Genomic DNA, 23591 nt, shown 5'->3' with positions numbered 1-23591 from the left:
CACGCTGTCTCCAGCCGAGACTCAGTGAAGTTGAAATTGCGGTGAAGATGCCGTATACCCGCGGCTAGACGGAAAGACCCCGTGCACCTTTACTATAGCTTGGCACTGAACATTGAACCTACATGTGTAGGATAGGTGGGAGACTTTGAAGCTTCGTCGCTAGATGGAGTGGAGTCAACCTTGAAATACCACCCTTGTAGTTTTGATGTTCTAACCGCGGCCCCTGAATCGGGGTTCGGGACAGTGCCTGGTGGGTAGTTTGACTGGGGCGGTCTCCTCCCAAAGAGTAACGGAGGAGCACGAAGGTTGGCTAAGTACGGTCGGACATCGTACGGTTAGTGCAATGGCATAAGCCAGCTTAACTGCGAGACATACACGTCGAGCAGGTACGAAAGTAGGTCATAGTGATCCGGTGGTTCTGTATGGAAGGGCCATCGCTCAACGGATAAAAGGTACGCCGGGGATAACAGGCTGATACCGCCCAAGAGTTCATATCGACGGCGGTGTTTGGCACCTCGATGTCGGCTCATCACATCCTGGGGCTGAAGTCGGTCCCAAGGGTATGGCTGTTCGCCATTTAAAGTGGTACGCGAGCTGGGTTCAGAACGTCGTGAGACAGTTCGGTCCCTATCTGCCGTGGGCGTTGGATGATTGAAGGAAGCTGCTCCTAGTACGAGAGGACCGGAGTGGACGAACCGCTGGTGTTCGGGTTGTTATGCCAATAGCATTGCCCGGTAGCTACGTTCGGAATCGATAACCGCTGAAAGCATCTAAGCGGGAAGCGAGTCCTAAGATGAGTCATCCCTAGGAATTTAATTCCTCTAAAGAGCCGTTCGAGACTAGGACGTTGATAGGTCAGGTGTGTAAGCGTTGTGAGGCGTTGAGCTAACTGATACTAATGACTCGTGAGGCTTAACCATACAACCCTGATGGGTTTTGGCCAAAAATGCTCCATGCATTTTAAGGCACTTCCTCCATCCATGGAGGGTGTATGAGACTGATGTTTTTACCTCATCGAAGTTAGAACTACTCTGCAAAGAGTGACACTTAATGTGGTGTCGAACTCAATAATTTAATATTTACTTGCAGTAGCGAGTAACAGCTTTCTAAACTTTTTACCTTTAGCTTTTTAAAAGCTGAAAGTAATAGCCAAATTTGTCTGGAAACCATAGAGCTGTGGTCCCACCTGATCCCATTCCGAACTCAGAAGTGAAACACAGTATCGCCGATGGTAGTGTGGGGTTTCCCCATGTGAGAGTAGGTCATTTCCAGGCGCCAAACATACAAAATAGCCCCAGCACGAAGTGTTGGGGCTATTTTGTATGTTCAGTTTTTGAAAGGTTACTCGAACATGGGAAACAAACAGGGCATGCGAAGCATGCATCATTACATGTGATAGTAGGGCGAAGTGAGTGCGTTTATGAAGCGTAGCTTCATGCACTTATGTAGCGCGGAGAGCTCGCTCGAAGCTGGCCATTTCCAGGCGCCTAATTTCTCGTCAGAGAGTATTAAGCCCGTTGCCAACGCAACGGGCTTTTTTACGTCTGTGATTTGAGTTAGTTAGTGATGGTTGCTGCCTCTCATAGCGTTACACAGATAGCTGTATGGTTGATATGCTCACGTGTCCACTTCGAGAATAATAAAAAATAGGTCATTTCCAGGCGCCTACGATTATCAGAATTAGTCTCGTCAGAAAGTATTAAGCCCGTTGCTAACGCAACGGGCTTTTTTACGTCTGGGATTTGAGCTAGTTAGTGATGATTGCTGCCTCTCATAGCGTTACACAGATAGTTGTATGGTTGATATGCTCATGTGTCCACTTCGAGAATAATAAAAAATAGGTCTTTTTCAGGTACCTCGATTATCAGGATCAGTCTCGTCAGAGAGTATTAAGCCCGTTGTTAACGCAACGGGCTTGTAATTTGAGTCAATTATTGATTTTTCGATAGCGCACAGCATTACACCTATAGTGGTGTGGTTGATATGCCCATGTGGCCACTTCGAGGATAATAAAGAGTAGCGTCTATTTATTCTTACAAGAGAAGGGATAAAGGCTATCGCTAGCGTAATAGGATAATGATTACTCTAGACTCGCTAAGACTAAAGACTGGTAACAAATAAATAATAATAGTGGTACCTTATGACAGCGTTGTCATTTAAATAAGGATATCACTAGAATATGAAAACAATAATCTACCCAGTGTTTGCTTTTAGCTTGACGGCTACTTTTAGCATGGGGTTAAAAGCAAACGAGACACAGCTTTTTTTTGACGATTTTTCCTATGCTAATCTCGAACCCTTCAAAGAAAATGGTTGGAAGGCGCGCACTGAAACTGGCCATCCAGGGATCGCTGGTGCGACATGGTCTGCAGAAGGACTTAGTTTTCATCCAGAGTTAGTTGGTGCACATAAGGGCGCGGTACGGATGAGCTCAATAACTGCTGGGGAAGGAGAAAATACTCGTCATACGCAGTTTTGTCATAAGCGAAAATATTTGAACGGTACTTATGCTGCAAGGGTCTTTTTCCGTGATAAACCAAGCTACGGGCCTGATGGTGATGGAGTTATACAAACTTTTTATACTATTAGCCCTTTAGCGTTTCCACTCGACCCGCAGTATAGCGAAGTCGATTTTGAGTATTTACCTAATGGAGGCTGGGGAAGCGATAGTTCACCAGCTATGTGGACGACTACTTGGGAAACCTTTCAGTTAGAGCCTTGGACTAAGGTCAACGAGTATACTCGTAAACAAGGCAGTTATGCGGGCTGGCATATATTAGTGATGACGGTTGAGGAGGATCAAGTTAACTATTACGTCGATAAGCAATTGATCTCAACTCATACCGAGAAGGTTGCTCCTGAGGTGCATATGTCGATTAACTTCAATCTATGGTTTATGCCAAAGGGGGCTGATGGATCCATTGGCCCTGTAGACTCTGATGAGTTGAGAGAGTATCAGCAAGATATCGATTGGGTTTACCACAGGGCTGATGCAATTATTTCAACAGATAACGTTTTAGCGCATGTTTCTCAATTACAATCTGAGCAAATTGGTTATATCGACAACGTTATGCCATTGGTTCCGGCACTCCCATCTCCCTGTGGTTTGTAGTTATACCTGGGACGGATTGGTTGTAAATGCTACAATGATTGCGCTTTTATTATGCTCTTGATTGAAAAAAGCGCAGTCGGCAGCTTTAGCTTGAAAAAGTACCTTTACCTTTTAGGCCAGTTTACGCATAATGCGTCTCGTCAACAGGGGTGTAGCTCCAATTGGTAGAGCGCCGGTCTCCAAAACCGGATGTTGTGAGTTCGAATCTCCCCACCCCTGCCAAATATAGAAAAAGCCGAGCATTAGCTCGGCTTTTTTGCATCTGGGATTTAACTCAATGTCAGATGCCTTCACAAGTCTGTATGTGAACTGTTATTCTTATTTACCCCCTATTACCTTTTGAGCCCGTATGAAATCGATTGATTACTTAGATGCGATGGGAATAACCCGTTGGGTTAAAGCTGAGTCAAAGCCCGAATTATCAACGGTGTTGGTGAATCCTCGTCGGCTTACTGAAACGAGCAGTCCCATCATCACTAAGGTATTAGAGATGATGGGCTATGATCGTGAGCATGTTCGCTTTGCCTCAAATGCAGAAGCCAATGCAAAAGTTATTTGGGATATGCGTGGAAAACAAGCATCGGTTAGCACTGAGATATTACTCTCTGCACCTATTAATGAGATCGAAACGAATCCAGAAGCTAAAAAAGCGCTATGGCGCAATATGCAGCCATTTCTGAAGAATAAGGGATCTTGATGAAACTTGTTGTACTTTCTGGTAATTGTTCGTCTGAGATGGCTCTAATTGCGGCTAGTGCCCATAGTCACCCTATGTCTGAGTCGACGATTGAGAGTTGTTTTGGTGATCTTTATACTTGCATAGGCATTTACCAGGATGATGCATTGTGTGGCTTTGCGATTCTGCATCAAATCTTTGAAGATGCAACATTGATGGATATCTGTGTCGAGCCGGTTCATCAAGGCAAAGGTTACGGTAAAGCCTTGCTTGATAATGTTATAAGTCTTGCTCGAAGAAAAGATGCTGAGGTACTCATGCTAGAGGTTCGTGAGTCTGCAGCCGGTGCACAAGCGTTGTATCTTAGAGCGGGTTTCGAACGCTTAGGCAACCGTAAAGGATATTACAGAACAGAAGATGGAACAGAAGACGCGATTTTGATGTCTTTAAGTTTATAAGTTAGCCAAATAAAAATAGCGCCATAAGGCGCTATTTTTATTACTCATCCCTTTCATCAAAGGTAAGAGGTCGGGCATCTGCAAGGTTATTTTACTTCTTTGCCTTGTGCTTGAAGATCAGCATGGTAGCTTGAGCGAACCAGTGGACCACATGCTGCATGGGTAAAGCCTATGCTTTCCGCTAAATCCTTCAATTCATCAAACTCAGCAGGCGACACATAACGCTCTACGGGTAAGTGGAATTTAGACGGCTGTAGATATTGGCCAAGGGTTAGCATTTCTACATCGTGAGCGCGTAGATCATGCAGTACTTGTGCTATCTCTTCATTGCTTTCGCCAAGACCCATCATTAGACCAGACTTCGTTGGAATGTCCGGATGGCGCTCTTTGAATTTTTTCAATAGATCAAGTGACCATTGATAGTTGGCACCTGGACGCGCTTTGCGATAATGCATTGGCGCAGTCTCAAGATTGTGATTAAACACATCAGGTGGTTCTATAGCCAAGATATCGAGTGCTTTATCGATACGACCGCGAAAGTCAGGGACTAATGTCTCTATTTTAATTTCTGGATTGAGTAGACGAATTTCACGAATACAATCGGCAAAGTGCTGAGCACCACCATCACGAAGATCATCACGATCGACAGAAGTAATAACCACATACTTAAGCTTCATGTCTTTGATAGTCTGAGCAAGCTTCTTAGGCTCCTCAGCATCAGGCTTAAGTGGGCGACCATGAGCAACATCGCAGAAAGGACAACGACGAGTACAGATAGCACCTAAAATCATAAAGGTTGCAGTACCATGGTTGAAACATTCCGAGAGATTAGGGCACGAGGCTTCTTCACACACTGAGTGCAGGCCATTTTTACGCAGTGCCTGCTTTATTTCGGTGATGCGTTGATTGGAAGCTGGCAGCTTTACACGTAGCCAGTCGGGCTTTCTAAGCATTGTGTCACGCTCAGACGGCACTACTTTCACTGGTATACGTGAAACTTTATCGGCATCTCTTAATTTAACGCCAGGTTGTAATCTTTCAGGCCTATTCATAATGACTCAGGTAATCCTTGATGGTGAACTAGGTTTGCTAAACCAAGCTCTTGGCTAAGGGTTTCAACTAATTGCTTTCCAGCCTCTTCAACGGTTTGCGGGCCGCCTAGCTGTTTGCATTGGATCATTTCCATACCGGCATAGCCGCAGGGATTGATACGTTGAAAAGGGGACATGTCCATATCCACATTTAAGGCCAATCCATGGAAAGAGCATCCTTTTCTGATCCTAAGACCCAGAGATGCGACTTTACGCTCTTCAACATATACACCTGGTGCATCAGCTTTTGCATAAGCTTCTACATCATAGCGTTTTAACATGTTGACGATGCTTTGTTCGATGTGAGTAACCAGTTGGCGTACACCGACTTTTAGGCGTTTAATATCAAGCAGAGGATAAATAACCAATTGCCCAGGACCGTGGTAGGTAACTTGTCCACCACGATCAACTTGGATCACCGGAATATCACCAGGATTCAAGATATGTTCGCTCTTACCTGCTTGGCCTTGAGTGAAGACAGGAGTATGCTCAACAACCCAGATCTCATCTTGGCTATTTTCGTCACGATTATCGGTGTAATGCTGCATAGCATGCCACACCGATTCGTAATCTTGGCGACCCAAATGGCGAATATGCAAAGTGCTTTCTAGCAAGGGCAACCTCTCCCCTCAAATATAAGTGCGGCTATTATACGCCTCAAATTGATAAATGTAAGACAGATCACATTTATCAGTAATGAGTAATATTTATAAGACGCGCTTAACACCTTCAAGTTCGGCAAGTTGAGTATACAATTTTTCTATTTGCTCTTTGCTTGTAACCGTCACACGGATAGTGACCGAGTAATAGGTGCCTTTGCTTGATGCTTTGGTTGAAGGTGCATAATCACCAGGTGCTAGACCTTGTACAACCGCAACAACTCGGTCTTGTAGGGTATCACTAGCATCACCGACAACTTTAAAAGGGAAAGAAGCAGGAAACTCCATCAATTCATCAAATTTGGTATCTAACATTTTTTACTCTCGAGAATTTCAATAACCTTAATATGGTGCTAATTATAACGAATTCAAGGTTAGGAATACTACTGTTGATAACTTCAGCACTATTAAACGCAAGAAGCCACCCTAAGGTGGCTTCTGTCAGCGTTGAAACTGTTAGCTAAACCAGCCTTCAAACATCTGCTTAAAGTAATCCATCAATTGACTAAACCAGCTACCCTCATTCACTTCTTGTAATGTAACTAGCGGGAATTGAGCAATATCTTTACCATTTAGCTGGAAGTAGATACGACCAACAGTTTCACCTTTAGCAATTGGCGCCTTTAACTCTTTGGTGAGTTCAAAGTTAGCTTGCAAGTTTTTAGCTTGGCCGCGGCTAATGGTGATTGGGGTATCGGTGGTGACACCTAAGTCAATTGTTTCTCTGTCGCCGTACCAAATCTTTTGGGTGACGAAGCTGTCGCCTGCTTGGTAAGGAGTGACGGTTTCGAAGAAGCGGAAGCCATAATTTAGCAGCTTTTTACTTTCTGCTTTACGAGCTGTTTCGCTCTTTGTTCCCATAACGACTGAGATCAAGCGCATGCCGTCTTTGGTCGCCGAGGTGACTAAGTTGTAACCAGCTCCAGAAGTGTGGCCAGTCTTAATGCCGTCAACATTTAGACTTTTATCCCATAAAAGGCCATTACGGTTATATTGTTTGATACCGTTATAAGTAAAGGATTTCTCTTTATAGACAGCATACTCTTCTGGGACGTCGCGAATGATCGCAGCACCTAAAATTGCCATGTCGTAGGCTGTGGTTTTGTGATTATCTGAATCAAGGCCGTGAGAGTTTTCAAAGTAGCTGTCTTGCATGCCAAGCTGCTTCGCCCATGAATTCATTAGATCAACAAAACCATCTTCGGTGCCAGCAATGTGCTCAGCCATTGCGACACAAGCATCATTACCCGATTGAATGATAATGCCTTTGTTAAGCTCTTCTACTGAGACTGTTTTGCCTACTTCGATAAACATTTTTGATGAATCAGGGAAGTTTTTTGACCAAGCATTCTTGCTAATCGTTACTTCATCTGATGGCGAAACATTGCCAACTTTAATTTCATGACCAATCACATAACTGGTCATCATTTTAGTTAAGCTAGCAGGGTTAAGGCTCTCGTATGCGTTGTTTTCAGCAATAATCTGCCCGGTATTGTAGTCCAAAAGGACATATGCTTTGGCTGCAACAGTCGGTGCATTAGGGGTTACTACTGGAGCTGCTTGTGCAGAAAAGGCGGCGACTGAGGTCGCGAGCAAAAGCGTTTTTATTGGTTGGTTTAATAAATTCATATTAATAATGCACGTCTTTATGTTTGGGTAAGATGAAAGCGAAGTTCCACAAAGTATATCATTAGTCGACAAGGTAATTCGCCATAGGTTCATTAATCTTGTTTCATTCAGTGATTAAATAGCTTTGCGGGTAACCCTGCAGTTTAAGTTTTTCCGTCAGTTTTGTTGCTAGCTGCTGTTGACCTATGGGGCCGAGCTGCAAACGGTATAAATTATTAGATTGTTGTAGGCGGCTATTCACTTGATACTTCTGCTCAAGATCTTTCGCGAGCAGCTCTAAACGGGATTTGTTAGAAGATGCCACTACTTGGATAAAATGAAGTTCAGTACCTTTAAGTTCCGCCAATGCTATTGATTCGGGATCTGCAATATAGATAACCTCTAGGCTTACATTTGCAGTGCCTGTTTTAAGCATGTCGAGCCTGTGAGCGGCTGCATAGGATAGATCTATCAATCTATCTTCATGGAATGGGCCGCGGTCATTTACCCTAACAATGACTGTTTTATCATTTTTAAGATTGGTGACTTTTACGTAACTAGGTAATGGTAAGCTCTTGTGAGCTGCTGACATTGAGTACATGTCATAGGTTTCACCATTGGAGGTTAAATGACCATGAAACTTGCTGCCATACCACGAAGCAATACCCTTAGCTTGGTAACCTTCACCGCTATCCATTACTTGATAACTCTTACCTAAAACCGTGTAGTTCTTTCTATTACCACCACGGCTATAAGGCTCAAATTTGGGATGCGCATCTTCAACTTTTGAAACGTCTGGAGCTGATGTTGGCGCTCTATCGTCAGCAATATCGTAACGGCTTTTATCACTACTCGAACAAGCTGCTAGCAAGCCTGTGATGAAGAGGATAAAGAGAAGATTAATAGGTTGCATAAGCTTGCTTAAGTTCCTGACTAAACTGGTATACCGCCATCGCGTATAGGGGGCTGCGGTTATAGCGGGTGATAACATAAAAGTTTTTTAGACCTAACCAATACTCGTCATGCTCTTGTTGTTCAAGCTTGATGACTAGACCAGGCTGAGAGATATCGATGTCCATTGATTTAGCGAGTGCGACGTTTGGAGATAAAATATCTGCAATTTTGTAGTGCATCTTCTCTCCTGCCCAAGTTTTTACTGTAGCAGGTAATGCTTTATTTAACGTTAATTCCAACGCTACTGGCTGATTTTTCTGCCAACCGTGCTGATGGAAATAATTGGCGACACTGCCTATGGCATCGACCGGACTATTTAGCAGATCGCGGCTGCCGTCCTTGTCAAAATCGACTGAGTAATGACGGTAGCTGGATGGGATAAATTGACCGAAGCCCATCGCACCTGCGTAGCTACCTTTTAGGTTGTTAATATCAAGATTTTCTTCTTTGACAAGTTCTTGCAAATTGGCAAACTCTTTTCGGAAGAAGGTGGCTCTTGGAGGGTAGTGAAAGCCCAGTGTATATAAGGCATCTTTAACTGGGTAGTTGCCCATATAGCCTCCATAAAAGGTTTCAATACCTATTATGGCCACAATAATTTGTGGGTCGACATTAAACTGTTTTGAGGCTCTTTTAATGGTGTCGGCATGCTCTTTCCAGAACTTAAGTCCAGCATCTAAACGTTTTTCTGTTAGAAAAATAGGGTAGTACTGATGCCAAGGTTTAGCTTCCCATGGCTTGGTCATCGCATCAATGACTGCTTGGTTAAATTCGGCATTATCAATAAATGCTTGAGTTTCTTCGGCGCTAAAGCCTTTAGCATTTTGAGTTTGTAAAAACTCTGCTTTAAGTTCAGTAACATTAGGCTCGACTTGATCTGCGAATACGGAGCCTGATAAAAGAGTCAGCGCTATGGGCGCTAGAATACGATTCAACAGTTTCATCTGTTCTACTATCCTTATACTTCGACTGGCGCTCAAACAATTGACTGAATGTATAAGCGCCATCGAGTGAATTTGTAACGTGAAGTCAGTTATCTATCAATAAAGCGTCTATGAGTATGGATACTCATTAAGATCCCAAATCCAGTCATTAATGTCAGCATTGAGGTACCACCATAACTTATCAGTGGCAGAGGTACACCTACCACTGGTAATAATCCTGAAACCATGCCGATGTTTACAAAGATGTAAACGAAGAAGGTCAAAGTAATACTTCCTGCTAGTAAGCGAGCAAAACTGGTTTGGGCACGAGAGGCGATAACTAGCCCGCGGCCAATAACATACAGATACAGGGTTAGCAGCAGTAAACTGCCGATAAGACCAAACTCTTCACCAATCACGGCAAAGATAAAGTCAGTGTGGCGCTCAGGTAAAAACTCAAGTTGCGACTGTGTTCCATCGAGCCAGCCTTTACCCCAGAGGCCGCCTGAACCAATGGCAATTTTCGACTGTATAATATGGTAGCCCGCACCCAGCGGGTCTTTTTCGGGATCGAGTAGTGTCATGACACGCGTACGTTGGTAGTCATGCATAAAGAAAAACCACAGAGCAGGCAACATGGCTAACACTGCGCCGATACAGCCACCTACAATGCGCCAGCTCATGCCTGAAAGAAATAGTACGAAAATACCAGAGGCAGCAACCAAAATTGAGGTGCCCAAATCTGGCTGTTTGGCGATAAGTAGAGTTGGTACCAATAAGATAACAATAGCACCTGCTAAATAGCGCTTTTTCGGTGGCAGTGGAAACTTACTGATATACCATGCCATGGTTATCGGAAATGCGAGCTTAATGAGTTCTGAGGGCTGGAACTCCATAAAACCAAGGTTTAACCAGCGCTGAGCTCCTTTGTTGATCTCACCAAAAAAGTGCACTCCGAGTAGCAGAATTATTCCGGCTATATAGATGGGAAATGCCCAACGCCTAAGAATTTCAGGGTTGATTTGTGCCACGGCAAACATAATGACCAGTGATAGTCCCATACGAACTAACTGACGATCCATAAGTGCTAGATCTTCGCCACCTGCAGAGTAGATAACGACAAGCCCGAAGCCCATCAGTGCCAGTAAGCCAATTAATAGTGGCAGATCGATATGCAGACGTTGCCAAATATTAGGGCGGTTATTATGAGCACTCATTTTTTGTCATCCCATGAATCTCTTAGTAAATACTCATCAAGCAGAGCACGTGCGACAGGGCCTGCATTAGCGCCACCCCAACCGGCGTTTTCAAGCACAACAGCCAAAACAATTTTAGGGTCCTCATAGGGGGCGTAAGCAATAATTAGGGCGTTATCTCTAAGGCGTTCATCAATTGTATCGGCGTCGTACTTGGCGTCCTCTGCCACACTGAACACCTGCGCGGTACCTGTTTTCATCGCTGCTGTATATTTGGCATCCGTGAAACGTGATTTATGGGCAGTGTCTCGCATTGCTTCGTTAATAATGTCCCAGTTCTTTGGGTCTTTAAGCACAATTGGCGCAAGCTCATCTGCAGGGGAATCGATTTTAGCGGTTTGGTCTTGAATCGATTTGAGCATATGCGGCACAAAGCGACGGCCTTTATTTGCCAAAATAGCGGTGGCATTAGCAAGCTGCAGTGGGGTAGTCGTCCAGTAGCCTTGTCCAATACCGACCGATATGGTATCGCCGATATACCAAGGTTGGTTATAGCGCAAACGCTTCCAATCTTTAGATGGCATGATCCCTGCTGACTCTTCAAAAATATCGACGCCGGTGCGCTCACCAAAGCCAAATGGTTCCATAAAGTTGGCGATGGCATCGACACCTGTTTTATAGGCTAAATCGTAGAAGTAGGTATCGCACGAACTCACAATCGCACTGTTAACATCAACCCAACCGTGGCCCCAACGTTTCCAGTCTCGGTATTTACGTTCAACCCCAGGGATCTGCCAGAAACCAGGATCCCAAATACGGGTTTTTCGGTTTACAGTTTTATTTTCTAAGCCAAGCAAAGCAAGGTGTGGTTTAACCGTCGATGCAGGCGCATACTGACCTTGGGTCGCACGATTGATTAACGGTTTTGATGTCGAATTAAGCAGTTCATTGTAAGCTTTACTGCTAATCCCATGTACAAACTGATTAGGGTCATAAGTGGGGCTTGATAGTAGCGCTAGGATGCCTCCATCTCTCGGATCTATGGCCACTACAGAGCCTCTGCGACCATTCAGTAGCTCCATGGCTTTTTTCTGTAGATTAAGATCTAAAGTCAGATAGATATCTTGGCCTGGAACAGGTGGCTCAGATTTTAATGTACGAATAGTCCGGCCTCGGTTATTCACCTCCTCTTCGAGATGTCCTGGCTTTCCGAGCAGCATGCTTTCATAAAACTTTTCGATACCTTGTTTACCGATATCCTTCGTTGCAGCGTAATTACTCCACTTGTTATTGCGTTCAAGTGAGCTTTTATCACGGCTATTAATTTTGCCTACATAACCAAGAGCATGAGTCATTAAGCCATTATAGGGATAGTGACGTTTGAGACCGGCTTCAATAGAAAAACCAGGGAACTGATGCTGGTTGACGCTAAATTCGGCCACTTGCTCTTCGGTGAGTCTATTTTTGATGGTTAGCGGTTTGAAGCGTCGGTGATATTTAAGCGCTTCGATTACAGTCTCTTTTTCATCGTTAGATAGAGAGATAACTTGGCTTAATTTATCTAGGGTTCCACTAATGTCGTTGACTTTTTCTGGCACCATTTCCAATGAAAAGAATGGCTGATTTTCTGCCAATAATTGCCCATGCCTATCATAGATAAGGCCACGACTTGGAGCGACGGGGACAACTCGGATGCGGTTATCATTCGAGCGTGTTTCATAATCTTTGAAAGAGAGGATCTGCAGCTGGTAGAGGTTTACGAGCAGCAAGCTCAACAGAACGAAAACACAAAGGAAGGTAAATAGAGCGCGACGTTTAAACAGCGAGGCTTCAGCTGCATGGTCGTTCATGGTGATGCGCTTTCTAGGGGACACTTACATTTTCTCCTGCTCAAAAAAAGGTGGCAAGCACATATCTTATTCCTGCTAAGGTAAGACTAACTGAATGTAAAGTCGATATTATTCTCTGTGGTATGGATGATTATTGTTAATACTCCAGCCCCGATAAAGGCTTTCTGCAACAATCACTCTAACCAAAGGGTGAGGAAGGGTTAACGCTGATAAGCACCAGCTTTGCGCCGCTGCTTTTTTACAGTCAGGAGAAAGCCCTTCAGGTCCACCAATTAACAGACTAACGTCACGGCCATCGAGTAACCATTTGTTCATCTGTTGCGCCAGTTCGGGGGTCTTCAGGTTTTTACCTGGAAGATCGAGACTGACTATATGGTTGCCTTTGGGGATTGCGGCCAACATTAACTCGCCCTCTTTTTGGAGGATACGAGCTATATCGGCATTTTTACCGCGTTTGCCAGCGGGGATTTCAATTAACTCAAGCGCCATATCTCGAGGAAAGCGGCGCTGATATTCCTTAAAACCTGTTTCGACCCAGTCTGGCATGCGGGTCCCAACTGCAACTAACTGAATTTTCATTATTCAGGTTTTTCTGACCATAGCTTTTCAAGCTGGTAGAAGTCACGAGTTTGGTCTTGCATTACGTGCATGATGACATCGCCTAGGTCAACAAGAACCCATTCGCTGCTTTCACGGCCTTCGACACCTAAAATCTTTAGGCCAGCACGTTTTGACTCAACCACTAAATTTTCAGCGATTGCTTTTACATGTGTTTTTGAGTTACCTGTACATACCACCATAAAATCGGCGATGTTAGATTTCTCTGATACGTCCATGACGACAATATCTTTAGCTTTAAGGTCTTCAACCTTATCGATTACAAATTGCTTTAGCTCGGCGCTTTCCACGCGGATACCCCATTAATTTTTAGACAGCGCGATAGTATAGCAGGTAATAGGTAGTAGATTAATAGCGAAGATTAGAAATAGTGACTTTAACGCTTAAGATTTTTGTGGTGAATTGATAGCCTTTGAAGCGTATAACTGATGCTGCTTTATATATCGTTGAATACAGACAGGTAAAGCATCTTTGATTGTTAACCCTTGGTAAAGGTCTGCTCGTACTTGAGTGGATGAAAAAGGTTGCTCGGTGATCGAGACTCGGAAAATTAGCCCGCTTTTAGTTGCGATACTCGCTTCAATTGATTCAGTTTCAATTGTAGTGATGGGGACACACTCATGTTTTGTCAGAACAGCATGCATGGGATGCTCTACTGACATATTTGAGCCTGGGCGCTGGCAAACAACAAGGTGGCACAGCTCAAATAAATCTTGCCACTGATACCAGCTCTGTAGCCCCAAAAACGAATCCATTCCCATTAGAAAATAAAATTCATGTTGAGGATACTGTAGCTTAAGCTCTTGTAGCGTTGTAACTGTGTATGAGGGGCTTTCACGCAACGCTTCAATCGCACATAGTTTTAATGGTGGAAAAGCTTCACAGACTGCTTGAGCCATCGCGAGGCGATCATCGGTACTGACATGGGTACCATTTTTGTGTGGCGGAATATGATTTGGCATCAACCAGACTTCATCTAATGCAAGTTGCTGTTGCACTTCAAGTGCTGGTCGAATATGGCCAAAGTGGATCGGGTCGAAGGTGCCGCCTAAAATACCAATTTTCATTAGTCGAGCGCTATATGTTTAAGTGCGTCGTGGGCTTTAGCATCAAACAGAAGACAGATGTGGCTCAGGCCTGTCCAGTCCTCTATACCTTGTTGCTTAAGTTTTAACTCTAATGTTGATGAGGTAGATAGCAGGGTTTCTACTTGAGCTAGAGATAAACGCTTAATCGCTTGCTGGTATAAAGGTTTTCGTTTGTCCCAAATACGTAGCTTACTCCAAAGACCTTGCAAAGCTTGGCCATTGACTTCTGCTGTTTTGAGCTGCAATAACACGCCTAGCTCTTTGAATAGTGACCAGAGTATTATCGGCATTGCCACGCCTTCGCTCTTAAGTTGTGACAGGATATGCTGCGCTTTATCTTGCTGGTTACTTAACATGGCATCTGTTAGCTGGAACACACTAAAGCGTGATTGGTCTTCAAAATACTGACTTAGCTGTTCAGGCTCGATAGGTGCCGTTGGACTTAGTAGTTGTAAGAGCTGTAAGGCTTGATCTGCGGCGAGTAAGTTGCCTTCATAAAGTGCAAATAGCATCTCCCGAGAATCACGCGATAACGTCAAAGAATAATGGTTAATTCTGCCATCAAGCCAACGCTGGAACTGAGCACCTTCTGGTGTGATACAAGGCACGTAAACGCCTTTTGCATCGAGTGATTTGAACCACTTACTTTTAGTTTGTTCTAGCGCGAGTTTAGGCCCTGTTAAAATCAGTAAAACATCTGGATTATCCATCTGCATTAATGATTGAAACATAGCACTTCCCTCAGTGCCCGGCTTTGCTGTAGGTAGCGTCAATTCGATAATGCGGCGGCTGGAAAATAAGCTCATTGCCTGCCATTGATCAATTAATTCATTCCAACTGAATCCAGTTTCTTGAGTTAATTGAATCTTTTCATCGAAGCCTTGCTGTTTAGCGATTTGGTGTAACGCCGTTCGGCTTTGGTCACACAGCCATGGGTCGTCACCAAAGATAAGGCAACATTGGGGCAGTGGGCTGAGATTTCGCAGCAATTGATCTGGGTAGACCCGCATCAATTAACCTCTGTAGCTGCCAAAGTTTGAATTATACGGTCGGCCGCTTGGTTGCGCATCTCTTTGAGTAGCAATTGCATCTCTCTGCTTTTAGCGAGTGCTGTACGGGGATCGTCCAAATAGTCGCGATGAATGTCAACTTCAAAACGTTGAGATTCAGCTTTAGGCAGTTGTACCGCAAATGAGACTTGGTAGATCAGCTCATATTCAGCCACGTTACCCGTTGGGTAGATGGACAAGGTAGAACGATCGAGCGAGTCGCTAATGATGCGGACTGTTGGAATATTATCTGCCGGCTCAACAACTGCAATACTATTGAGTCTTAAACGTTCACGCACTAAACGAGTCAACTCACTGTACTCGTCTTGGCTGCTTAAGCTTACAGTTTGCAATTGTTCAGGGATTGAGTAGCTTCCCTGTAATTTAAAGCCGCAACCAGCACTAAGCAGTACGCTCAGTGCTAAGGTTGCTAAAAATATGCGTTTAATTAGCATAAGCTTTGTTTAGTTATCCTTGTTTGCACTTTGCGCTAAGCAAAGTGCATTGGGCTGCTTTAGTTAGCGACGATATTGAGCAGTTTGCCCGGTACGTAGATAACTTTACGAACGGTTTTGCCTTCAGTGTGCTTAATCACACCCTCTTCGGCCATACCCGCTGCTTCAACGGCTTCTTTACTCGCATCTGCTGCAACAGTAACTTTTGCACGCAGTTTACCGTTAACCTGAACGATAATTAGCTTGCTGTCTTCAACCAGTGCTGATTCATCAACCTCTGGCCATAGCACGTCTTCAATCGCGCCCGTATTACCAAGTTCATTCCACAAGCTAAAGCTAGTGTGAGGAATGATAGGGTAAAGCAGACGCGTGACAGCACTTAATGCTTCTTGCATTAATGCTCTGTCTTGCTCTGAATCAGTTGGCGCTTTCTGTAAGCGGTTCATCAACTCCATGACTGATGCAATGGCTGTGTTGAACATTTGACGACGTTCAATATCATCACCCACTTTAGCGATGGTCTTGTGAAGCTCACGACGCAGCTCTTTTTGGCCAGCATTAAGTGATTTAATATCAAGTGCTACAGTTGGGCCCGCTGCAATATGATCGTGCGCGGTTTTCCACAAACGTTTAATAAAGCGGTGTGCACCCTCAACACTCGACTCTTGCCACTCAAGCGTTAGCTCTGGTGGCGCTGCGAACATCATGAATAAACGAACGGTGTCAGCACCGTATTTATCAACCATCTCTTGTGGGTCGATACCGTTATTCTTAGACTTAGACATCTTGCTCATGCCTGTGTAAACCAGCTCATTACCTTCGCTATCAACAGCTTTTACGGTACGGCCTTTATCATCAGTCTCAAGTACAGTCACATCACTTGGAGCAACCCAAACGCGTGCACCTTTCTCATTGTTATAGTAGTAAGCATCGGCTAATACCATACCTTGAGTCAGTAGTCGTTTAGCTGGCTCGTCTGAGTTTACCAGTCCAGTATCACGGAGCAATTTATGGAAGAAACGGAAATACAATAAGTGCATACAAGCATGCTCGATGCCACCAATGTATTGATCGACCGGCAGCCAGTAGTTTGCTTTAGCAGGATCAAGCATCTCGTCTGCATCTGGGCTACAGTAACGAGCGTAATACCAAGACGATTCCATAAAGGTGTCAAAGGTATCGGTTTCACGGAACGCTTCTTGGCCGTTAATCGTGGTCTTAGCCCACTCTTTGTCGGCTTTGATTGGGCTCTGAATACCATCCATAACCACATCTTCAGGCAAGATAACTGGCAGCTGCTCTTCTGGTGTAGGCATCACAGTACCGTCAGCCAGAGTCACCATAGGAATTGGTGCGCCCCAGTAACGTTGACGTGAAACTCCCCAGTCACGTAGACGGAAGTTCACTTGGCGCTTACCTTTACCTTCAGCACTCAGTTTGGCATCAATTGCGTCAAAAGCAGCTTGGAAGTCTAGACCATCGAACTCACCTGAGTTAAACAGTACACCTTTTTCAGTGTAGGCTTCTTCGCTAATATCGAGATCGCTATCAGCAGGTTTAACGACGCCTTCAATAGTGAGGCCGTACTTCTTAGCGAACTCGTAATCACGTTGGTCGTGTGCAGGTACAGACATTACTGCACCAGTACCGTAGTTCATTAAGACAAAGTTACCGACCCAAATAGGCACTTCTTTACCTGTCAGTGGGTGGATTGCATTAAGGCCTGTAGCAACGCCTTTCTTTTCCATTGCAGCCATAGCCGCTTCAGTGGTATCGGCGTTATTACACTCTTCGATAAACTCAGCTAATGCAGGATTGTTGGCAGCAGCTTGCTTCGCAAGAGGGTGTGCTGCAGCAATAGCCACGTAGGTGACACCCATAACAGTATCTGGTCGTGTGGTGTAGATATCAAAGCTTTGGTCGCTATCGGCAACTTGGAAGGTCATCTCTATGCCTTCACTACGACCAATCCAGTTACGTTGCATGGTCTTAACTTGCTCTGGCCACTCATCGAGCTGGTCGATATCCTTTAGAAGCTCGTCGGCATACTCAGTAATTTTAATAAACCACTGTGGGATCTCTTTCTGCTCAACGGTAGTATCACAGCGCCAGCAGCAGCCGTCGATAACTTGCTCGTTCGCAAGCACGGTTTCATCATTTGGACACCAGTTTACGTTGGCAGTCTTCTTATAAACCAAACCTTTTTCATACAGCTTAGTGAAGAACCATTGTTCCCAGCGGTAGTACTCTGGCGTACAAGTGGCAATTTCACGTGACCAGTCATAACCAAAACCAAGCATTTTAAGCTGGTTCTTCATGTAGTCTATGTTCTCATAGGTCCATGGGGCTGGTGCGGTGTTGTTCTTAATCGCTGCGTTTTCAGCAGGCAGACCAAATGAGTCCCAACCAATAGGTTGTAGAACATTTTTGCCTTGCAGGCGCTGGTAACGTGCGACTACATCACCTATGGTGTAGTTACGTACATGGCCCATGTGTAGTCGACCTGAAGGGTATGGAAACATAGAAAGGCAGTAAAACTTTTCTTTGTTCGCATCTTCGGTAACTTCAAATGTCTTTTCATCTTTCCAGTGCTGTTGCACTTTTGCTTCAATTTCAGAAGGAGTATATTGCTCTTGCATCAATCTATTTCCGGCCATGCCGCCTATTGTTTGATCTCGCGCTATTTCTGCGCGAGTTATATCGACATAGAATAAACTAGAAGTGAGTCATTAAAAAGGTTCGTAGAAGGAGTATTTACTATGAGTGATAAAAGTACTGAGTTACTTTCGCTTTATGAGGCGCTTATTCAACAGATAAAAGCTCAATATAGTGATGATAACTCATTGACTGTAAAGAGTTTGTACCAGCAGACCCAAAGCAGTAAAGAATTCTTAGCCATCAAAGAGCAAGCCAAAGCTGAAGAGTTGGCTTTGGTTGAACAATTTTTAAAACGTGATATTGCCAGTTTTTTACAAGAGAAAAATGCTACCGACCTTAGTCATAGCCCGACAATGATCACAGTAGAGAACACTTTATGGCATTGGCTCAGCGAAATTACCGATAGAAGTCAGGTGGAGTGGCATGAAGTTGCCCAGGACTTTAAGCATCATGGCTACTATGAAACAGGTGAAATAGTAGGCCAGGGAACCATGGTTTGTACCGCGTGTGGCCATGAAGCCAAAATAGAGTTTCCTGGCGTAGTTTCTGATTGCACCGAGTGCGACAACGGTGAGTTTACTCGAGAAGCCTTAGCGCCATAGTTAACACTTTGCATTATTCAGTCGCTATTGCTGGCCAAACTTAGCCGCATTACTTAAACAGTAATGCGGTTTTTTAATATTTTATTCTGCTTACTTTGTTGTTTTCTAACTTAAAATCGAATTAATTAAACTTTTTTGTGACAATTAACTAAAGATCTCTTAAAGAGTAGCCGATGATCATGTTAGAAATGCATGATATTAATTTGTGGCTATACATAGGGAGTTGTTTAGGCTGCGTAGCTGTAGGTGCGAACTTTAGATTTTAGTGAGCATCGTTAGTTTTGGGGTTGTTAATGAAGTTTGTCCATAAAATTGTCATAAGCGCGAGTTTAATCCTTATTTTGTCACTGGGAGGCTTGTCTAGCTACCAGTACTTCCAAGTTAAGCAACAGATCAATGACCAAGTGAGTCAGAGTGTGGCTGAGCTAGCAGACTCGATGAAAAATAATATTGAGGCCGTAATGGCTGAGAAATCTGATCTCACCCGTTTAGCGGTTTCCCTATTCGAGTCTGATTTATCGGATGAACATTTTCAAAAAGTGTTGGGTCAACCTGTGATAAAAGAGCATTTTATCTTAGCGGGTATGGGACTTGAATCTGGACATTTTGTTGGTAATGAATCTAGCTGGCAACCACAGAATTATGATCCTCGCACAAGAATGTGGTACCAAGAGGTGAAGCAAAAAGGCAAGCAACTATTTACCGAACCATATGCTGACGCTAGCTCGGGCGAGATCTTAGTATCGGCAGCAGCTCCTCTATTCAGTAATGGTGAATTTAAAGGAGCCTTGTTCGCTGACATCAGCCTAAGATCACTTGCTGATATTAGTAATCAGGCTAACTTATTTGGTGCTGGTCACGCTTTTATTGTGGGTAATAATGGGAATTTTATTGCTTATCCTGATGCAAGCAAAAATGGCAAGCCAATGAGCGAGGTCTTTGGTCGCCAATTAGATATAAATCAGCAAACAGCTCATATTAGTATCAATGGCAAAACGCACAGTGTCATCTTCACCCCTTTATCGGGTTTGGATTGGAGCTTAGGTATTGTGCTTGATGAAGAGGTTATCTATGCCGCTGCTGATAGGCTGCGCGGTGATGCGATTTTCTACTCTTTACTGGCTTTGGTATTGGCGACACTCGTCATGGCTGGATTTATTAGGCATATGATGAAGCCATTGGACGTATTAAATGAGGCGATGAAAGATGTAGCATCAGGCGAAGGGGATTTGACTCGACGCTTGAGCACTGACTCAGATGTAGAGTTTGCAAGCCTAGCCGGTAGCTTCAATAGTTTTGTCATTAAACTCCAGAAGTTAATTCAACAAGTTAAGGTCATTGGTGGGGAAGTAGCTCAGGGCACAGAGATGACTGCAGAAGGCGCTCTGGCTGCTTCTCGAGCTATGGAACGGCAAACTCAAGAAGTTGAGCAATTGGCTACAGCAATGCATGAAATGGCGGTAACGGCTTCTGAGGTGGCATCAAACGCTCAAACTGCAGCGTTTGCAGTTCAACAAGCTGATACAGCGGTTAGTAACGGAGTTGTCGCGGTTAATCAAACGACGAATTTACTCGCCCTGAATGCCGCGATTGAAGCTGCTAGAGCTGGGGAATCTGGCCGAGGTTTTGCCGTGGTTGCAGATGAGGTGCGTAGTTTAGCGGCTCGCACACAGGAATCGACATCTGAGATTAAGGATAAGATAGAGAAGTTGCAGACTGGTGTTGCTGCGGTGGTTAACGTCATGGATGAGAGTCGCGGCACGACCAAAGAAACTGTAGAAAAAGCATCTACGGCGAACGATACACTCGAAGATATCCGTCAAAGCATTCAAGAGATCACAGATATGAATCTACAGATAGCCAGCGCAGCAGAGGAGCAAAGCCAAGTCGCCGAAGAGATGAATAAAAATACTGCCAATATTAAAGATCTTACAGTTGAGGTTGCTGAAAATGCTAACCAGGCCGATGTTGCAATGGTTACTCAAATGAAGCAAGTTAAGGAGCAAGAAACACTGCTTAATCAGTTCATTGTTTAGTTGTTTCCCACTGTAGCGGATATTCGCTGATATCAAAAAACACCCGTTTAATGCGGGTGTTTTTTTGTGACTGTTTATCCCTTTTTATTGAAACGAGAACGCTTCATTGAACTAAACATAGCAAAGCCAAACAGAAGAGTTGAAAGTAAAAGTATCGGCCACTGCCCAATATAGGTAAACAATGTATGCCCCTTCACCAAGGCAATATCCGCCGTCAGTACTCCCGCTTCAAATTGCGGCAGCTGGTGGGTAATATTACCGTGCTCATCGACTACCGCTGTAACGCCATTATTGGTTGCACGAACAAGCGGTCTACCGAGTTCTACTGAACGCATCTGTGCAATTTCCATGTGTTGCAGAGGGCCATTAGAAGTACCAAACCATGCATCATTTGAAACAGTTAGCAGCAAATCGGTAGTGTCATTCATGTTGGCTCTGAGCTGCTCAGGAAAGGCTATTTCATAGCAAATGGCCGGTGATATCTGATGACCAACAGCATTTAAGTTCTCTTGTTTGAAATCGCCGCGATTAAAAGAAGACATCGGCAAGTTAAAGAAGGGGGCAATGGGCCTAAGTAGAGACTCAAATGGCACAAATTCGCCAATAGGTAGTAGGTGGTGTTTTTTAAACTCGTTATGCTCTTCGCCATAATAATCGGCTTGCTCTTGCTGCTTCGCTCCGTAATTACCGAGAACAATAAGAGAGTTATAATAATGGTTGCCACGTTGACTAATGATGCCAGTAATAATGGCACTATTATTTAAATTGGCGGCTTGGTTAGCATTATAAAGAAAATCCTTAACCATATGCTCAGGTGCTGGGATCGCAGCTTCTGGCCACACAATAAGATCAGCAGAAAATTCCGCTCTAGAGAGATCCATGTATTTAAGCATGGTTGGCCATAGTGCATCAGGCTCCCATTTCATGCTTTGGGGAATATTGCCTTGCACTAGTGCTACGCTAAGACTTTCATCTTTAGACTCGACAGTAGAGGTTAGTGGCGCGATAAGCGTCAGTATGGCAAGAACAGGCACAATGACTAATATACTTCGCCAGCGTTTAGCCGCTGCAAGCGCCATTGCTCCCGCTAACAGAGCCACGACAAAACTTAGGCTCAATGTTCCTGTCATTGAGGCGATAGGCTTTAACGGACCTTGTGTTTGGCTGTAACCTGCCCATAACCAAGGAAAGCCTGTGAGTACCCAGCCTCTAGCCCACTCAGTGAGTGTCCACAGCGCGGGGAACAGCATTAAGTTTCGGCTGAGACTCGTTGTTGGGGCTAATTTTTGTAGCAGATAGCCAGTAATGGCTGGATATATCGCCAGATAAAGCGCCAATAGAGCCATTAAAGCGATTGATGCTATAAGTGGCATGCCGCCAAAGGTATCCATACTGACATGCACCCAGCTAATGCCTATGGCAAAACAGCCGAAGCCGAAGCTCAACCAGTATTGCATCCCTTGTTTGGCTGACAAGCCTGCACTTTGATACAGCGCAAATGCCATGGCAATTAAATATAACGGCCAGTATGAGTAGGGGGCAAAAGCAAGGGCTGTCATGGCACCAGCCGCAAAGGCTAGCACCAATCTAAGATAGGTATGATGGGCGGCTGCCCGAATGTTATTCAGCATACTGCCTCATCATGGGGGCTGTAGACGGATTATTGCTAGGCAATACTCTCGCTTACAGTTTTATCGGGAAATTTTACACGTAGTTGAATCAGTCTACGGGTATCTGCATTAACAACTTTGAACTCTATACCTTCGATCGTGACCTTTTCATCACGCTCTGGCAAATGGCCAAAAGCATGAGAAACTAAACCACCAACGGTATCAAACTCTTCATCACTAAATTGTGTTGCAAAAGCTTCGTTAAAGTCATCAATAGGCGTGAGTGCCTTGACCATAAATACTTGCTTTGCAACTTGCTTGATTTCCGTTTCTTCTGCAGAGTCATGATCAAACTCGTCTTCAATATCACCGACAATTTCTTCGAGGATATCTTCAATGGTAACCAAACCTGATACACCACCGTATTCATCGACAACAATAGCCATATGATAACGCTGAGAACGGAACTCTTTTAGTAATACATCGACTCGTTTACTTTCTGGGACAACCACAGCAGGGCGGATAACTTGGCCAAGCTCAAAAGGTTTTTCACTATTTTTAAAGCCATACTGAAGTAGATCTTTGGCGAGTAATATACCCTCAATATGATCTTTATCTTCATTGACTACTGGAAAGCGGGAGTGTGCTGAGCCGATAACAGTAGAGAGTAGCTCTTCTACCGTATTGTCTATTTGAAGTGCAACGATTTGCGCGCGTGGGATCATAATATCCCGCACTCGAAGATCGGAAACTTCTAAAACACCTTTAATCATTTCGCGGGTATCTTCACTGATCACTTCACGTTGCTCTGCATCGTGAATTACATCAACCAAGTCTTCGCGATTTTGGGGTTCGCCCTGGAATAACTGACTTACTTTGTCCAACCAGCCCTTCTTTTGGGCGCTGGTACTCGGGGGGATATCGTCACTCATAGTTTTTTATCGACTC

General features: G+C 44.3%; 21 protein-coding genes, 1 tRNA gene and 2 rRNA genes (1 of these 24 cut by a window edge). 8 read left to right on the top strand and 16 right to left on the bottom strand.

Annotated features, from left to right (window positions below; translation table 11 throughout):
- The 6 genes from SWP_RS17565 to rimI form a co-directional block, all read left to right on the top strand.
- A 23S ribosomal RNA gene (locus SWP_RS17565) occupies positions 1-920 on the top strand; it begins 1975 nt to the left of the window's first position.
- A 238-nt stretch (positions 921-1158) separates the two neighbouring features.
- A 5S ribosomal RNA gene (gene rrf / locus SWP_RS17560) occupies positions 1159-1274 on the top strand.
- Between the two features lie 905 nt (positions 1275-2179).
- Positions 2180-3112: a glycoside hydrolase family 16 protein gene (locus tag SWP_RS17555; protein WP_020913948.1), complete on the top strand. Its 933-nt coding sequence runs from the start codon at positions 2180-2182 to the stop codon at positions 3110-3112.
- A gap of 145 nt (positions 3113-3257) precedes the next feature.
- Positions 3258-3334: transfer RNA gene (locus SWP_RS17550), tRNA-Trp, on the top strand.
- A gap of 127 nt (positions 3335-3461) precedes the next feature.
- On the top strand, positions 3462-3809 hold the full coding sequence (locus tag SWP_RS17545; protein WP_020913947.1) for a DNA polymerase III subunit psi: 348 nt from the start codon (positions 3462-3464) through the stop codon (positions 3807-3809).
- Positions 3809-4246: a ribosomal protein S18-alanine N-acetyltransferase gene (gene rimI / locus SWP_RS17540; protein ID WP_020913946.1), complete on the top strand. Its 438-nt coding sequence runs from the start codon at positions 3809-3811 to the stop codon at positions 4244-4246. Before SWP_RS17545 ends, rimI begins: the two co-directional genes overlap by 1 nt.
- An 86-nt stretch (positions 4247-4332) precedes the next feature.
- On the opposite strand, the gene lipA is transcribed toward rimI, so the two are convergent.
- The 14 genes from lipA to leuS form a co-directional block, all read right to left on the bottom strand.
- Positions 4333-5298 carry a lipoyl synthase gene (gene lipA, locus SWP_RS17535; protein ID WP_020913945.1) on the bottom strand — a complete coding sequence of 322 codons (966 nt, stop codon included), beginning with the start codon at positions 5296-5298 and terminating at the stop codon, positions 4333-4335.
- Positions 5295-5951 carry a lipoyl(octanoyl) transferase LipB gene (gene lipB, locus SWP_RS17530; RefSeq protein ID WP_044556504.1) on the bottom strand — a complete coding sequence of 219 codons (657 nt, stop codon included), beginning with the start codon at positions 5949-5951 and terminating at the stop codon, positions 5295-5297. The genes lipA and lipB overlap by 4 nt, the downstream gene beginning before the upstream one ends.
- Positions 5952-6044: 93 nt before the next feature.
- Positions 6045-6311, bottom strand: coding sequence for a DUF493 family protein YbeD (gene ybeD / locus SWP_RS17525; protein ID WP_020913943.1), 267 nt, complete (start codon positions 6309-6311; stop codon positions 6045-6047).
- A 141-nt stretch (positions 6312-6452) separates the two neighbouring features.
- On the bottom strand, positions 6453-7625 hold the full coding sequence (locus tag SWP_RS17520) for a serine hydrolase (RefSeq protein WP_044556056.1): 1173 nt from the start codon (positions 7623-7625) through the stop codon (positions 6453-6455).
- Between the two features lie 103 nt (positions 7626-7728).
- Positions 7729-8517, bottom strand: coding sequence for a septal ring lytic transglycosylase RlpA family protein (locus tag SWP_RS17515; protein ID WP_020913941.1), 789 nt, complete (start codon positions 8515-8517; stop codon positions 7729-7731).
- The gene (mltB, locus tag SWP_RS17510; protein WP_020913940.1) at positions 8504-9502 is read right to left on the bottom strand and encodes a lytic murein transglycosylase B; all 999 of its coding nucleotides are present in this window, start codon (positions 9500-9502) and stop codon (positions 8504-8506) included. The genes SWP_RS17515 and mltB overlap by 14 nt, the downstream gene beginning before the upstream one ends.
- 89 nt (positions 9503-9591) lie before the next feature.
- Positions 9592-10698, bottom strand: coding sequence for a rod shape-determining protein RodA (gene rodA / locus SWP_RS17505; RefSeq protein ID WP_020913939.1), 1107 nt, complete (start codon positions 10696-10698; stop codon positions 9592-9594).
- The gene (gene mrdA / locus SWP_RS17500; protein ID WP_044556055.1) at positions 10695-12551 is read right to left on the bottom strand and encodes a penicillin-binding protein 2; all 1857 of its coding nucleotides are present in this window, start codon (positions 12549-12551) and stop codon (positions 10695-10697) included. The genes rodA and mrdA overlap by 4 nt, the downstream gene beginning before the upstream one ends.
- An 84-nt stretch (positions 12552-12635) precedes the next feature.
- Complete coding sequence (rlmH, locus tag SWP_RS17495; RefSeq protein ID WP_020913937.1) at positions 12636-13106, bottom strand: 23S rRNA (pseudouridine(1915)-N(3))-methyltransferase RlmH; 471 nt, start codon at positions 13104-13106, stop codon at positions 12636-12638.
- Positions 13106-13435 (bottom strand): ribosome silencing factor, encoded by a 330-nt coding sequence (gene rsfS, locus SWP_RS17490; RefSeq protein ID WP_020913936.1) that lies wholly within the window; start codon positions 13433-13435, stop codon positions 13106-13108. The genes rlmH and rsfS overlap by 1 nt, the downstream gene beginning before the upstream one ends.
- Before the next feature lie 93 nt (positions 13436-13528).
- A complete protein-coding gene (gene nadD, locus SWP_RS17485; protein ID WP_020913934.1) occupies positions 13529-14212 on the bottom strand; it encodes a nicotinate-nucleotide adenylyltransferase in 684 nt (227 codons plus the stop codon).
- Positions 14212-15243: a DNA polymerase III subunit delta gene (gene holA, locus SWP_RS17480; protein ID WP_020913933.1), complete on the bottom strand. Its 1032-nt coding sequence runs from the start codon at positions 15241-15243 to the stop codon at positions 14212-14214. Before holA ends, nadD begins: the two co-directional genes overlap by 1 nt.
- Entirely contained in the window at positions 15243-15737 is a 495-nt protein-coding gene (locus tag SWP_RS17475; protein WP_020913932.1) for an LPS-assembly lipoprotein LptE, read from the bottom strand. Before SWP_RS17475 ends, holA begins: the two co-directional genes overlap by 1 nt.
- Positions 15738-15796: 59 nt before the next feature.
- Positions 15797-18376 carry a leucine--tRNA ligase gene (gene leuS, locus SWP_RS17470; RefSeq protein WP_044556053.1) on the bottom strand — a complete coding sequence of 860 codons (2580 nt, stop codon included), beginning with the start codon at positions 18374-18376 and terminating at the stop codon, positions 15797-15799.
- A 120-nt stretch (positions 18377-18496) separates the two neighbouring features.
- On the opposite strand from leuS, the gene SWP_RS17465 reads away from it, so the two are divergent.
- Entirely contained in the window at positions 18497-18997 is a 501-nt protein-coding gene (locus SWP_RS17465; protein WP_020913930.1) for a zinc ribbon-containing protein, read from the top strand.
- Positions 18998-19290: 293 nt separating this feature from the next.
- On the top strand, positions 19291-21033 hold the full coding sequence (locus SWP_RS17460; protein WP_044556052.1) for a methyl-accepting chemotaxis protein: 1743 nt from the start codon (positions 19291-19293) through the stop codon (positions 21031-21033).
- Between the two features lie 74 nt (positions 21034-21107).
- Here SWP_RS17460 and lnt read toward each other — a convergent pair whose 3' ends face one another.
- Both lnt and corC read right to left on the bottom strand, forming a co-directional pair.
- On the bottom strand, positions 21108-22664 hold the full coding sequence (lnt, locus tag SWP_RS17455) for an apolipoprotein N-acyltransferase (RefSeq protein WP_020913928.1): 1557 nt from the start codon (positions 22662-22664) through the stop codon (positions 21108-21110).
- A 35-nt stretch (positions 22665-22699) separates the two neighbouring features.
- Positions 22700-23575 (bottom strand): CNNM family magnesium/cobalt transport protein CorC, encoded by an 876-nt coding sequence (gene corC, locus SWP_RS17450; protein ID WP_020913927.1) that lies wholly within the window; start codon positions 23573-23575, stop codon positions 22700-22702.
- Positions 23576-23591 lie beyond the last annotated feature (16 nt).

The sequence above is a fragment of the Shewanella piezotolerans WP3 genome, assembly GCF_000014885.1.
GTDB lineage: Bacteria > Pseudomonadota > Gammaproteobacteria > Enterobacterales > Shewanellaceae > Shewanella > Shewanella piezotolerans.
This window is presented reverse-complemented; position numbering and strand designations above follow the sequence as displayed.